Source organism: Bartonella sp. P0282 (assembly GCF_048452985.1).
GTDB lineage: Bacteria > Pseudomonadota > Alphaproteobacteria > Rhizobiales > Rhizobiaceae > Bartonella > Bartonella choladocola.
The window spans coordinates 13,536-27,651 of sequence record NZ_WTFO01000004.1 but is presented as its reverse complement, the minus strand read 5'-3'; the positions used below and the strand labels follow the sequence as shown (position 1 = coordinate 27,651).

The window sequence follows — 14,116 nt, the reverse complement described above, 5'->3', positions numbered from 1 at the left end:
CACATGGTTAAACTGTATTTCACCGAAGATCATGAATGGATCAGTCTTGATGGTGATCTTGCAACGGTCGGCATCACAAACCATGCCCAGGAGCAGCTTGGCGACCTTGTTTTTGTTGAATTGCCGGAAGTCGGCAGCACTGTCAAGAAGGGCGATTCTGTTGCCGTTGTCGAATCGGTCAAGGCTGCTTCCGATGTTTTTTCACCGGTTGATGGCACAATTAGTGAAGTCAATGACGCTTTGAGCGATGATCCGGCACTCGTTAACCAGAAGGCGGAAAAAGAGGGCTGGTTGTGGAAGATGAAAATTTCCGACGCAAGCCAGCTTGACAGCCTGATGGATGAAGCCGGTTATATCGCAATGATTGGATAATAAAATGCAGGAACTTCCATTTTCATCACGCCATATCGGGCCGCGGCCCGAAGAGGCAAAGGCAATGCTGCATAAATTGGGGCTTGGTTCTCTTGAGGAATTGGTCGAGCAGGCAGTGCCGAACGCAATCCGTCTTCATCGCCCGCTTCAATTGCCGAAAGCGGTGAGCGAGGGGGCAGCTCTTCACGAGCTTCACAACATGATGGAACAGAACCGCCTCCATAAAAGCTTTATCGGACAGGGCTATTATGGCACTTTTGTTCCCTCTGTCATTTTACGCAATCTTTTTGAAAATCCGGCCTGGTATACCGCCTACACTCCCTATCAGGCAGAAATCAGTCAGGGGCGGCTTGAAATGTTGTTCAATTTCCAGACTCTTGTCTGCGAATTGACGGGCTTGCCGATTGCGGCGGCCTCGCTTCTTGATGAAGCAACATCGCTTGCCGAAGCAAACGCCGTTGCGGTGCGCTTTTCGCGCAATAAAAAAACGGCCATTTCTGTATTCGGCGAACTTCACCCGCAAACTTTGGCGGTGGCTCAAACAAGGGCAGAAACGCAAGGCTTCGATATCGGGTTAGAGAGCGAGATCACCGACAAGACGGCAGCAATCGTTTTGCCATGGCCCGACACAAAGGGACGTTTTGTCGATCATAGCGATGTCATCAAAAAGGCCAAAGCCAAAGGTGCATTGGTAATTGTTGTGGCGGATCCTCTGGCTTTGACAATCATGGAAGCGCCTGCCCTTTGGGGAGCCGATATGGTTGTCGGCTCGATGCAGCGTTTCGGTGTTCCAATGGGATTTGGTGGTCCTCATGCCGGTTATCTGGCGGTATCCGAAGCCCTGACACGTATGATTCCCGGACGCATTGTCGGGCAGTCGATTGATACCAAAGGGCGGGTTGCCTACCGTCTTGCATTGCAGACACGTGAACAACATATCCGCCGCGACAAAGCAACGTCGAATATTTGTACTGCTCAGGCACTCCTTGCCAATATGGCAACAGCTTTTGCTGTCTGGCATGGTCCGGAAGGTTTGCAGGCGATTGCCAACCGCGTTCATGATCTTGCAAGCCGGTTCGGCGACAGTGTCAAAGATGCGGGCTTTGCACTTGCCGGCGACCATTATTTCGATTGTGTAACCGTCAATGTTGCCGGTAAAGCAGATGAACTGCAACAAAAAGCGGAAAGTGATGGCCGCCTCATACGCGTTATCGACAAGGATACCGTTTCCATCAATTTTGATGAACTTTCGGATGAAGAAGATGCAAAAGCACTTGCCAAGCTTTTCGGTGCAACGCTCAGTGATAAAGCCCCGTCGAAACTCTTGGGCAAAAAACGCGATGGTTCCTTTTTAAGCCAGCCGTTTTTCCATGCTGTGCAATCGGAAACCGAAATGATGCGCTTTTTGCGCCGCCTTGCCGATAAAGATCTGGCACTTGACCGCGCCATGATTCCGCTCGGTTCCTGCACCATGAAATTGAATGCTGCTGCCGAGATGATGCCGTTAAGCTGGCCGAAGGTTGCAAATCTTCACCCCTTTGCCCCGAAGACCGATAGTCGCGGCTATCAGCAGCTTATTTCCCAACTTGAAAAATGGTTGTGTGAAATTACCGGCTTCAGCGCCATTTCATTTCAACCCAATTCCGGCGCACAAGGTGAATATACCGGTCTTCTTGCTATTCGCCGCTATCACGACAAAAATGGCGAACATAATCGCAATATTTGTCTCATTCCGGCTTCTGCCCATGGCACAAATCCGGCTTCGGCGCATATGGCCGGAATGGAAGTGGTTGTGGTCGATTGTCTGGGGGACGGAGATGTCGATGTCGAAGACTTGCGCAAAAAAGCAGTCGAACACAAAGACAATCTTGCTGCTTTGATGATTACCTATCCGTCAACCCACGGGGTCTATGAAGAAAGTATCAAAGAGATTTGCAAGATTATTCATGAAAATGGCGGGCAAGTCTATTTTGACGGTGCAAATCTCAATGCGCTGGTTGCTCTCGCCCGTCCGGCTGATGTCGGCGCGGATGTCTGCCACATGAATTTGCATAAAACTTTTGCCATTCCTCATGGCGGTGGTGGTCCGGGTGTCGGGCCGATCGGCGTTTCAAAACATCTTGAGCCTTTCGTTCCCGGTCACGCACTGTTTTCGACAAGCCATGCCGTTTCGGCAGCACCTTTCGGCAGCGCTTCAATTCTCACAATCACATGGATGTATATCCGTATGATGGGCGCCGAAGGGCTGAAACTTGCCACCGAAAATGCAATTTTGAATGCAAACTACATTGCAGAGCAACTTTCTGCGGCCTATCCGATTCTTTACAAAGGAAAAAGAGGGCGTGTTGCGCATGAATGTATTGTCGATACGCGTGTCCTCAAGGATAATTACGGCATCACTGTCGACGATGTGGCCAAACGTCTGATCGATTATGGCTTCCACGCTCCGACGATGTCGTTTCCGGTTCCCGGAACATTGATGATCGAACCCACAGAATCCGAACCGAAATCGGAAATTGACAGGCTGTGCAATGCCCTTCTTGCCATTTCCGAAGAAGCCAAAAAGGTGGGTGAGGGTGTCTGGCCGAAGGATGATAATCCGCTCGTCAATGCCCCGCATGTTCTGGCCGATACCATTGATGACAATTGGTCACATGCCTATTCGCGCAAAATTGCGGCACTGCCTGACCCTGCTCAGGATCCGGCAGATAAATATTGGCCGCCGGTTTCACGCATTGATAATGTGGCCGGTGACAGGCATCTTATTTGTTCCTGTCCACCGCTTTCCAATTATCGTTAAAAAAAACCGGCTTCGGCCGGTTTTTTATTTGGTTTTTTATTCGGATTTTTATTCTTTTTGGTTTTGGGGCGCCATCTTCGGCGCTGCTGCAATGATGTAGAACTATTGATGAAATGGCCAAAACGGTAAGATGAAGACGGTCAGCTTTTCGCCTTGGCTGTGTCTGTTTATTTTTCATAAAATTTCCGGACATTCCGGAAGCGACGAAGAGTAAACTTTGAAAAGATTACGGGCAGGTCGAGCACTGAACTAACGGACAGGTCGAGCACTAAAAAAGAGTAAGCAAGCGGAGCAAAAATCAAACGGACGGTCAGGAACTAAAAAACCGGACAACCGGCCGGAACAGAAAACCGGAAAAACAAAAAGCACCTAAAGACGAAACGAATAATCCGCAGAATGCAATTCATGAGCGAGAAAAGGCAAACCTGATAGAGTGCACATGAAAAGCTGCAACAGTTTCTTGTTTTAAAAGAAGGCTGTTGCAGCGCATAAGCTTTTCAATTGTCTTTTAGTTGATCGAAAAATTATTGATACCGGCTGATGTCCAGTCCTGTCGGGTCAATTTCGGGCTTGTTGCCGCTGATAATATCGGCAATCAAATGGCCGCTTCCGGTCGACATTGTCCACCCCAAAGTACCATGTCCGGAATTGATAAACAGGTTTTCATATTTTGTTTTACCAATAATGGGCACACTGTCAGGCGTTACCGGCCGTAAACCTGACCATAGTTCCGGCTTGAAGTCTTTATCATAGGAGCCGGAAAACATCATTTCCAAAGCTTCTTGCAAAGTTTTCAAGCGTGGTTCGGTGAGCTTGATTTCATAGCCTGAAACTTCTGCCATGCCGCCGACGCGGATACGATTACCCAGTCTTGTAACAGCAACTTTGTAAATATCGTCAATAACGGTTGAAACGGGTGCTTTCGCCTCGTCGGTGATCGGTACTGTAATGGAATAGCCTTTTACCGGATAGATTGGCGCATGAAGTCCGAGATCGCGAATAAGAAACGGCGTAAAAGACCCCATTGCAACAAGATAGGCATCGGCATGCATCACGCCGCGTGACGTTTCCACGCCGGTAATTTTACCGCCCTCAACAAGAAGTTTATTGATTATTGTATTATAGGAAAATTCAACCCCTTTATCGGCCGCGAGCTTTGCAAGTTTGGTTGTAAACATCTGGCAATCGCCGGTTTCATCTTCAGGGGTTTGTAATCCACCAACGATTTTATCTTTTAACGGCGCCAAACCGGGTTCTGCGGCAACGCAGCCGTCACTATCGAGCATCTTAAAGGCAATGCCATCGGCTTTGAGAACTTCGACATCCTTGTTGGCCGCTTCAAGCTGGTGGGGATCGCGGAAAAGCTGGATTGTGCCCTGCATGCGTTCGTCGTAATGGATAGATGTTTCTTCGCGCAGGGCCTGAAGGCATTTGGCGGCATAGTCGGAGACGCGCACCATCAGGGATTTGTTTTTCTTGTAACGGTTTTCATTGCAATTGATAAACATTGCAAAGAGCCACTTCATCTGGTCGAGGCTGAAAGTGGGATGAATAATAAGTGGCGGATTGGCTTGCCGCATCATTTTCAATGCTTTGAGGGTCAGCCCCGGCTGTGCCCAGGGGGTTGTATATCCGAAAGAAACCTGACCGGCATTGGCATAGCTTGTTTCCAATGCAGGCCCTTCTTCACGATCAATGACCGTGACTTCATGGCCTGCTTTATTGAGGTACCAAGCTGAAGTTACACCAACGACACCACTTCCCAGAACAAGCACTTTCATTTTTTGTTTCCCTCGCGGTTTTTCACATAGATGCGCTCGTAACGATGACCGAGCGACGTTAGAATTTCATAAGGTATCGTGCCGGCATCGCGTGCAACATCGTCAAGCGATTGGTGCTTGCCGATCAATTCGACAAGATCACCGGCTTTTGGTGCATTTTCACCAAGATGCGTTGTATCAAGTGTGATGGAATCCATCGAAACGCGGCCAACAATCGGCACGCGCACCCCTTTGAAATAAACCGAACCTTTATTGCCGAGTGCCCTTAACCAACCATCGGCATAGCCCACCGATATTGTTGTGATTGTGCTTGGCCGTTCGGTTATAAATGTTCCACCATAGCCGATTGCCGAACCAGCGGGAACATGGCGTGTCTGGATAACATGGGCGTCAAGGCTGACAACCGGTTTGATAACTGTCGGGCTTTTGCCGAGCGGGTCAACACCGTAAAGGGCAATTCCGGGGCGCACCATGTTGAAATGATAACCGGTGTTCAAGAAAATCCCGCCCGAAGCAGCAAGCGCGACTTTTGAAGTTGGCAGTTTGGCAAGTGCCTTCTTCATGGCTTCAAGCTGGGCAGGATTGGCAGGGCTATTTTCCTCGTCGCTTTTGGCCAAATGGCTGATAACCAGTTTTATATCCGCGTCGTTAAAAATCGACGGGTCGGCGACAAGGCGGTAAAGCTCGCTATTATCAAGCCCCAGGCGGCACATGCCGGTGTCAATCTGGATGATTGCGGGTAAACGCTTTGCTTCGCTCGCGCATAATTTTTGCCAGTCAAGAATAGCTTCCCAGGAATTCAGAACCGGAATGATTCCTGCTTCTGCCGTTATTTTTTCCGTTCCCGGTAAAATACCATTCAAAACAGCAATGGAAGCATCTGCCGGCAACTCATCTTTAAGCCGGAATGCCTCGACAAGTTCTGCTACAAAGAAAAACCGGCATCCTGCTTCATAAAGTAAGGGTGCGACTTTTTGAGCACCAAGGCCATAAGCGTCGGCTTTGACAACAGCAGCACTTTGTGCCGGAGCAACCATTTTTTTTATCGTGTTGTAATTTTCGACAATGGCATCAAGATTGATTGTGAGAATTGCCCCATAGGCTAATGTCGGAATTTTGTTGTTGTTTTGAATTTCACCCATTTCATTATTTCCCAGATAAATCCGGTTGCCAATCCGGATGCCTGCATTGGTTCCCTTAAGTTTGTTCCCGTGGCTTTTTGCCATTTCAGGTTGTCTATCATATGTGAAGAGCATTTGAATGTTGTATCTATTTTTGAAATATTATAGATATTTATCGTCGAATATTGAGCGTAAATCCGAAAAATTGAAATATTATGCAAAATCTTGATGCAATAGATCGTAATATCATCCGCCTGTTGCGCCGCGACGGTCGCATGAGCAATGCAAATCTCGCTGCCGAAGTGGGGCTTTCCCCCTCGGCATGTTTGAGACGTGTAAAATTATTGGAAGAAAGCGGTGTTATTCGCGGGTTTACCGCCATATTAGGAAGTGTCGAAGGAGAAGACCGGCTGATTGCCATTATCCAGATTACACTTGAAAAACAGACGGAAGAATATTTGAACCGTTTCGAGGCGGCTGTGCGCCGCCATCCGGAAATCAAGGAATGTTATTTGATGACGGGGGATGCAGATTATTGGTTGCGAGCGGAAGCAGAAAATGCTGCCGCTTATGAAACCATTCACAAGGAAATATTATCACGTCTTCCCGGTGTTGCGCGCATCCATTCCGCCTTTTCCATCCGCTCTGTTCTGATGCAGCGGTGAGAATTTCGGTGCATTTTTTTATGTCCATCGGCTTTTGACAAATACCGGCGTTTGTTCGATGACAATCGATATTTGTCACCGCAGCCCTTTTTTAATCTTTCAAAAACCGGCCTTTTCTTCTCGAATTGACTTTGTTTGTCTTCACAACATCCGGCCATCAAGGTTTGGTTATGAGGGCATAAAAGCCTCATATTGATTCTTTTGTTTATTATCCTGTTCAAAAAATCCGGCACAAAAGGTCATGAAAGATGCTCTATAAAAAGGGCAGGTTGTTTTATATTTTTTGAAATCCGCTTGCCACAAACACCGCTAGATAATCCGGCTTCGACAAAGCAAAATAATGATAAAATCGGTGAAACTCGACAAGGAGCCTTCAGCTTAATATAGAACCTTCAGCTTGGCAAAAAGCGTTGTTCCGTCAGCTAGAAAAATGCGAAAACAAAGTCGATTATCAATTGGTTCAAAGGTGGTTTTTGATGTGTGTTTCTCTGAAAGCCGCCCGTTTTTAGTGCCGGATTTTCTATTCTTTTCAATCGTTGCTTTTCATCGTTTTTTTTAAGTCCATGAAAAATCGCGTTTTAAAAAATTGCCGTTAAAACAGCAAAAGCATTGAAAAAGCCGGACATTTTGCCCGGCTTATCCAATAGTTCATTATAGTGCTTTTTTTTAAAGTTTTGGTTTTGAAGGCCTGAAATCATAAAGAACATCATGGGTGAGGTCGGCAATTTTCTTCTTGCCGCAAAGTGCCATTGAAATATCAAGCTCGTTACGGATAATTTCCAAGGCTTTGGTGACGCCGGGTTTACCCAAAGCACCAAGCCCGTAGAGGAAGGGACGACCGATAAATGTGCCTTTAGCTCCCAGTGCCAAGGCCTTCAACACATCCTGACCGGAACGGATACCACCATCGAGATGGATTTCTATCATATCTCCGACAGCATCAACAATTTCAGGCAAAACAGAAATGGTTGAAGGAGCACCGTCAAGCTGGCGGCCACCGTGGTTTGAAACCAGAATGGCATCGGCACCGGTTTTGACAGCCATTTTGGCGTCTTCAACATCAAGAATGCCTTTCAGGATGAGCTTGCCACCCCAGATTTTCTTGATCCATTCGACATCGTTCCAATTAAGCTTCGGGTCGAATTGCGAGGCCGTCCACAAACTCAACGAAGACAAATCCGTTACGTTTTTGGCGTGTCCTGCAATATTGCGGAATGTTCTTTTATCGGTCTGCAACATGTCCATGCACCATTTCGGGCATGTCATCATTTGCCAGAGATTTTTCAAAGTGAATTTCGGCGGGGCAGACAGGTTGTTGCGCAAATCTTTATGGCGTTGTCCTAAAATCTGCAAATCGAGCGTCAGAACCAATGCACCGCATTTGGCCGCTTTTGCACGATTGATAAGGTCGGCGATAAAGTCGCGATCTTTCATCACATAAAGCTGGAACCAGAACGGCTTTTTGGTTACCGATGCAACATCTTCAATCGAGCAAATGCTCATTGTTGACAATGTGAATGGTACACCGAATTCTTCGGCAGCTTGCGCTGCCAACATTTCACCATTGGCATGTTGCATTCCTGTCAAACCGGTGGGCGACAAAGCAACCGGCATAGAAACTTTCTGGCCGATCATTTCGCTTTCAAGCGAACGATTGGTCATATCGACCAGAACACGTTGGCGCAGCTTTATTTTTTTGAAGTCTTCTTCATTGGCGCGATAAGTGCTTTCTGTCCATGCTCCGGAATCGGCATAGTCAAAAAACATCTTGGGTACGCGACGTTTGGCAAGTTTTTTAAGATCGTTGATCTCAAGTATTTTACGCATTTCAAATCCCGTTTATTCTTATTATCTTATGTGTAGTATTCTTCTCGCACAATAAAAAGTGCTTTTTTTCAAATCGCTAAATTGTGACAAAAAAGCATGGTATTTTTTTAAGCTTTACAAGATTTGCCGCGTTGAAAATAACATGATCGGATTTGCCGAAAGTGAGTTTTTTAAAAATATAACGACTATTTTGGTTAATGACAATGACTGCACCCTGCAAGATCTTCAAGAATCGGGCAGTCCGGCCTGTCATCACCATGGCAATGATGGACAAGGTGGTCGAGTGTGTTAATCATCACCTGTAAAGAATCCATTTTTTCCTGTAGAGTTTTGATATGCGAAAGGGCGAGTTTTTTAACCTCGCTGGAGGCGCGGCTATGATCTTTCCATAATCCGAGGAGAACGCGAATATCTTCGGAAGAAAAACCGAGCAGTCTTGAGCGGCGGATGAAGCGCAAGGTTTGAATATCGTCATCAGTATAAACGCGATAGCCGTTTTCACTCCGATGGGCTGGTGAAATAAGTCCGGTTTCCTCATAATGGCGGATCATTTTTGCACTAAGACCCGATTGTTTTGCTGCTTCACCAATATTCATTTTTCTCGTCCAATCCGGATTTTATAGAAACGCAATTCCGGTTTTCTGTTTTTTGTTCAATGGCGTTATTGCATATAATTGTTGTTTTAAAGCCAACAAGATGTGTTCTTGCAAGCGGCACTTCGCTAAATCTCGAGATAGAATCGTTTCATCGCGGGATTGTTATAAGACTTATATATTGAAATGGCCTTGCTTGCTGGTGGATAAATTGAGCTTACAGTCGAATAGACTTGACCTTTCTTTATCAATCCTCAACTAGAACGTTAACTTGAAAATTTCCCTTCAATTTTCACGCATCATGTTGTGCTGATGGAGAAAGCCGATGGAGAACTATAAAACGCATAAAAAATCGGGTGATCTCGTTTTCGAGATCAATGACCACCCGCATGCACCTGTCGCGTTTTTGGCCGCTCTCCAACATTTGTTGGCAATTATTGTGCCGATCATTACGCCGGGATTTATCATTTGCAGCGCTGCCGGTGTGTCGCCGGAAGATACAGCCATGGTTTTATCCATGTCGCTAATCATTTCCGGCATTGCTACTTTTGTACAATGTAAAAAAATCGGCCCCTTCGGTGCAGGATTACTGATTGTGCAGGGAACCAGTTTCAATTTTGTCGGGCCGCTTTCGGCCGGTTCTGCTGCCATGGTTGCAAGCGGTATTCCGGCAAACGAGGTGATGTCGGCCGTCTTCGGTGTGGTGATTGCCGGTTCATTTATTGAAATGTCGGTTTCGCGCATTCTTCCCTTTATCAGCCGTATGATTACCCCGCTTGTCACCGGTATTGTGGTTTTATTGATCGGCCTTACCCTGATTAAAGAGGGGCTTGTCAGTATGGGCGGCGGTTATGCATCATTGGGTGAGGGGGGAAGTTTTGCCAGTTTACAAAATCTCGCTTTGTCATGCACAGTCTTTGCTCTTATCATTCTTTTAAACCGTGTGACGATTACGTGGGTGCGCTCCAGTGCCATTATTCTCGCCCTTGCTGTCGGTTATGTCATGGCGGGTTTTATGGGCAGGCTCGATTTTTCCGGTTTTGAACATTCCGCACTTTTTGCTTTGCCAAGGCCGCTCCATTTCGGATTATCATTTTCGTGGTCGCTGTTTATTCCGCTCATCATGATCTATCTTGTCACCTCTCTTGAAGCGGTTGGCGACATCACAGCAACAAGCAAAATTTCAAGCGAGCCGGTTTCGGGCCCATTATGGATGAAGAGAATAAAGGGGGGTGTGCTTGTCAATGGCGCCAATTCTCTTCTTGCCGGTTTCTTCAATACATTTCCAAGTTCGGTCTTTGCGCAAAATAACGGCATTATCCAGTTGACCGGCGTTGCAAGCCGCTATGTCGGCTTGTGGATTGCGGCTATTCTCGTTGTTCTTGGTCTTTTTCCGAAAATTGCCGCCCTCATACAGGCAATGCCGGAACCTGTTCTAGGGGGTGCTGCCATGATAATGTTCGGCTCGGTCGCCGCCTCCGGAATCAATATCCTTTCCTCAATCAAGCTTGACCGGCGGGCACTTCTTATCATTGCAATTGCTTTGAGTGTTGGTGTCGGCGTGCCGCAAGTACCGGCTTTTGTAAGTCATCTTCCGGCTTTTATCGCCGATATTATGAAATCGGGCCTTGCTGCCGGCGGGATTACGGCAATCATCCTCAATCTGCTTTTGCCCGAACAGCAACAAGTCGACGACGAATAGAATTTTCTTTCAATAAATCGGCATGTGAAAAGCCGGTGCGAAGCCGGAAGAGTTTTGAAGCGACAATAATTTCCGCCTGAATGTGGAGAAAAGCCCGTGAGATGGAAGGTTGAAACATTTTCAATTGACTGCCGGTTGACCACATCCGGCTAACGAGAATTGGCTCAATACCTGCACAAACGCATGAAATAATCACTCCCTGTGCTTGTCGAAGAGCAACATAAATCAAAGCTCAGAAACGAAAAGCAGCATAAGCATGAGATTTGCAAATGCTGCTTTTGTCTTTGAAAAAGCTATAATTTGTGTGTCAAAGCTTCTGTGTCATGACACTAACGAGAAAATCCTTGTAGCTCATCTTTGTCAATTCATCGATGATGCGGACAAAATGTTCGGTTTTGCTGTGTGCGTCGAGGGCGCTTTTGTCTTTCCATGTTTCAATGAAAACCATGTGACCGGTATCGCCTTCAACTTCAAACAGTTCGTAGGAAATGCAGCCTTTTTCTTTACGGGATTTTTCAACGAGTTCTTTGAAGAGACTTTCAGTCTTTTCAACAAATTCGGGCTTGATATAAAAATGCGCAATAACCTTTATCATGATGCTTTCTCCAAGGTTCGAGCAATATTTTCAAGCCCCCATTCGAGAAGCTTGTCGGCCTGTTTTTGCGAGGCCGCTTCGCTATAACACCGCAATTCCGGCGCATTGCCGGAAAGGCGGAAATGCACAATATCACCATTTTCCATGATGACACGCAAACCGTCAATCATATCCCAATGTTTGATGCTGCCGAGTGGATGGAAAAAATGCACGCGTGTTGCAGCATCTTCAAGATTATGGAGAGCCTTTCGGGCATTATCCATATTGATGTTGGAAAGCCGGTTGCTGGCAGTAAAACGCGGGGGAAGTCCGCTCGAAAGTGCCTGAACTGAGGAGCCGCGCAATTGCGCAAATCCTAACAAAGCCAAAATGGGGAGCATTGCATCGCGTGTTGGCAATTTCTTCAATTCGCAGGTCTCACTCGAAATATCGCTTCCCAGAAGAACGCCGCCATTGGCTTCAAAACCGACAATCGTATGATAGCCATCGCTTAACGCCTGTTTCATGCCGGCAATAACATAGGGTGAGCCGACCGATGTGCGGTAAACATGCTCGAAAAAATGGCTTGTCTCGACCGCCGAGGTGGAGGTGACAGGGGTGACCACAGCATCGGCAAAAAGATATTTTGCTGTGAGCATTCCGACCACATCACCTTTTAAAAATATTCCGTCAGAACCGGCAATTAACGGCCGGTCTGCGTCGCCATCGGTCGACGCCAGTGCATCAAGCCCGTATTGGCGAACGGCATCAAGAGCAAGCTTGCGGTCGACATCGCGTAATGCTTCGGTATCGACCGGAACAAAATGGTCGGCCCGCCCGATTGCAACCGTCTTGGCGCCGAGAGTTGATAAAACTTCAACGAGAAAATCGCGCACAATGGAACTGTGCTGATAGACACCGATTTTCATATCCTGAAGTGCCGATTTCGGCAAAATGGAAAGACAGCGTTTCCGATAAAGTTCAAGAACATCCGGAACAACGGGAGGGGATTGATAGTTTTCGGCAAGGTGAAAGGGCGTATTATTTTCTGAAAGTCCGCCTTTTTCATCTTTTGCCGATTTATCAATTTCGCTGACAATAGCGCGCTCGTCCTGCTTGGTTATTTCTCCATCGGGGCGGTAAAATTTCAGCCCGTTGCGGTCGTCGGGAATGTGGCTTCCTGTAACCATAATTGCCGGAGAGCGAGAATTGAGCGAATAAAGCGCGAGGGCAGGGGTTGGCACTTCACCGGCATTGATAACAGAAAAACCCTGATTTTCGATTGTTTTTATAACAACGTTTTTGATATGCGGGCTTGATGAACGCAGATCATGGCCGACAACAACACTTGTATCTCTGTTGATCTTGCCGATTTTTTCCAAATGTCGCAAGAAGCCGCAAGTGTAGCGCATGATAATGTCATCGGTTAAATCGCTCACCAGACCGCGCAAGCCGCTTGTTCCGAATTTGAGTTGTTCTGTCATGATGTGGTTTGTTCCCGAACGGCCTTCCGATTGTCTATATGTGGTCACAATAGCTGTTTTGTCTATCGGCTTTGAAGCAATTATTTTGCATAGACAACAGACTATCTACAACTGTCATTTGACGAAAACAATTTTGTTATTATAAAGAAACTTCGCTTTATGATGTTGGCAGATCAACCGTTTGGCATTATATCATGCCTGAATTTGTCAAGTTTATCTGCTAAAGTTTATTAAGGAAGAATTTCGATGACTACGCCTGTCGACAATGCAGCCCCGAATGCGACCGCCACGCCGTCTTCATTTCCGATACCGGCAAATGTTTTTGCTTTAACTGTGCAGGATGTCAAACATTATACTGATAGGCTTTTCCGTTTCCGCCTGAACCGGCCGGACAGTTTCCGTTTTCGTTCGGGCGAGTTTGTGATGATCGGCCTCCCCAATGCCGAAAAGCCGGTTTTTCGCGCCTATTCCATTGCAAGCCCGTTCTGGAGCGAGCAATTGGAGTTTTTCTCCATCAAAGTTCCGAATGGCCCTTTGACCGAGCATTTGCAAAAAATCAAAGTGGGCGACACTGTGCTGATGCGCAAAAAAGCCACCGGAACCCTCGTTCTGGATGCGCTTTTACCGGGCAAGCGGCTTTATCTCTTTTCGACTGGAACAGGTGTTGCACCTTTTGCAAGCCTTGTTCGTGATCCGGAAACTTATGAAAAATTTGAAGAAGTTATTCTGATCCAGACAACGCGGCTTGTTGCCGAACTCGACTATGCGCGCGAACTTGTTGCAGAACTTAAAAATGATCCTCTCATTGGCGAATTTTCAGATCAGTTGAAATTCTATCCGATGACCACACGCGAGCAATCCGGGCATATGGGGCGAATTACCGACACAATGCGCAGTGGCGAATTTTTCAAGCGTACCGGTTTGAAAAAGCTTGATCCGGAAACCGATCGCGCGATGATTTGCGGTTCCATGGCAATGCTCAAAGATTGCGCTGCCATGTGCCGTGATTTCGGCCTTGTCGAAGGCGCAAATAACGCCCCCGCTACTTATGTTGTTGAACGCGCTTTTGTCGATTGACAAAAGAGTAAAACTGTTTTTGGACAGGCTCAAGGGCTCAAGGGCTCAAGGGCTCAAGGGCTCAAGGGCTCAAGGGCTCAAGGGCTCAAGGGCTCAAGGGCTCAAGGGCTCAAGGGCTCA

The 14,116-nt window shown here is 46.9% G+C and carries 11 protein-coding genes; 5 read left to right on the top strand and 6 right to left on the bottom strand.

All coding sequences use genetic code 11. The features are described 5' to 3' along the window. The first annotated feature begins 3 nt into the window (after positions 1 to 3). The gene (gcvH, locus tag GQS64_RS11410) at positions 4 to 372 is read left to right on the top strand and encodes a glycine cleavage system protein GcvH (protein ID WP_077993745.1); all 369 of its coding nucleotides are present in this window, start codon (positions 4 to 6) and stop codon (positions 370 to 372) included. A gap of 4 nt (positions 373 to 376) precedes the next feature. Beyond that, positions 377 to 3,172 carry an aminomethyl-transferring glycine dehydrogenase gene (gene gcvP, locus GQS64_RS11405; RefSeq protein ID WP_198231689.1) on the top strand — a complete coding sequence of 932 codons (2,796 nt, stop codon included), beginning with the start codon at positions 377 to 379 and terminating at the stop codon, positions 3,170 to 3,172. A gap of 524 nt (positions 3,173 to 3,696) precedes the next feature. On the opposite strand, the gene GQS64_RS11400 is transcribed toward gcvP, so the two are convergent. Both GQS64_RS11400 and alr read right to left on the bottom strand, forming a co-directional pair. Further along, positions 3,697 to 4,953, bottom strand: a complete 1,257-nt coding sequence (locus GQS64_RS11400) for a D-amino acid dehydrogenase (protein ID WP_198231688.1) — start codon at positions 4,951 to 4,953, stop codon at positions 3,697 to 3,699. After that, positions 4,950 to 6,095 (bottom strand): alanine racemase, encoded by a 1,146-nt coding sequence (gene alr / locus GQS64_RS11395; RefSeq protein WP_198231743.1) that lies wholly within the window; start codon positions 6,093 to 6,095, stop codon positions 4,950 to 4,952. Before alr ends, GQS64_RS11400 begins: the two co-directional genes overlap by 4 nt. Positions 6,096 to 6,289: 194 nt before the next feature. Between alr and GQS64_RS11390 the strand changes: the two genes are divergently transcribed. Continuing rightward, complete coding sequence (locus GQS64_RS11390; RefSeq protein ID WP_198225900.1) at positions 6,290 to 6,739, top strand: Lrp/AsnC family transcriptional regulator; 450 nt, start codon at positions 6,290 to 6,292, stop codon at positions 6,737 to 6,739. A gap of 666 nt (positions 6,740 to 7,405) precedes the next feature. Here the strand turns inward: GQS64_RS11390 and GQS64_RS11385 are convergent. Both GQS64_RS11385 and cueR read right to left on the bottom strand, forming a co-directional pair. Next, positions 7,406 to 8,566 (bottom strand): alpha-hydroxy acid oxidase, encoded by a 1,161-nt coding sequence (locus tag GQS64_RS11385; protein ID WP_198231687.1) that lies wholly within the window; start codon positions 8,564 to 8,566, stop codon positions 7,406 to 7,408. A gap of 194 nt (positions 8,567 to 8,760) precedes the next feature. Continuing rightward, positions 8,761 to 9,162 (bottom strand): Cu(I)-responsive transcriptional regulator, encoded by a 402-nt coding sequence (gene cueR / locus GQS64_RS11380; RefSeq protein WP_198231686.1) that lies wholly within the window; start codon positions 9,160 to 9,162, stop codon positions 8,761 to 8,763. Between the two features lie 322 nt (positions 9,163 to 9,484). On the opposite strand from cueR, the gene GQS64_RS11375 reads away from it, so the two are divergent. Further along, positions 9,485 to 10,861, top strand: coding sequence for a nucleobase:cation symporter-2 family protein (locus tag GQS64_RS11375; protein WP_198231685.1), 1,377 nt, complete (start codon positions 9,485 to 9,487; stop codon positions 10,859 to 10,861). A gap of 307 nt (positions 10,862 to 11,168) precedes the next feature. Here GQS64_RS11375 and GQS64_RS11370 read toward each other — a convergent pair whose 3' ends face one another. Together GQS64_RS11370 and GQS64_RS11365 are read right to left on the bottom strand one after the other, a co-directional pair. Next, positions 11,169 to 11,456 (bottom strand): putative quinol monooxygenase, encoded by a 288-nt coding sequence (locus GQS64_RS11370; protein ID WP_077993735.1) that lies wholly within the window; start codon positions 11,454 to 11,456, stop codon positions 11,169 to 11,171. Then, on the bottom strand, positions 11,453 to 12,919 hold the full coding sequence (locus GQS64_RS11365; RefSeq protein ID WP_198231684.1) for a phosphomannomutase: 1,467 nt from the start codon (positions 12,917 to 12,919) through the stop codon (positions 11,453 to 11,455). The genes GQS64_RS11370 and GQS64_RS11365 overlap by 4 nt, the downstream gene beginning before the upstream one ends. A 246-nt stretch (positions 12,920 to 13,165) precedes the next feature. On the opposite strand from GQS64_RS11365, the gene GQS64_RS11360 reads away from it, so the two are divergent. Next, on the top strand, positions 13,166 to 13,996 hold the full coding sequence (locus GQS64_RS11360; RefSeq protein WP_198231683.1) for a ferredoxin--NADP reductase: 831 nt from the start codon (positions 13,166 to 13,168) through the stop codon (positions 13,994 to 13,996). Positions 13,997 to 14,116: the final 120 nt, after the last annotated feature.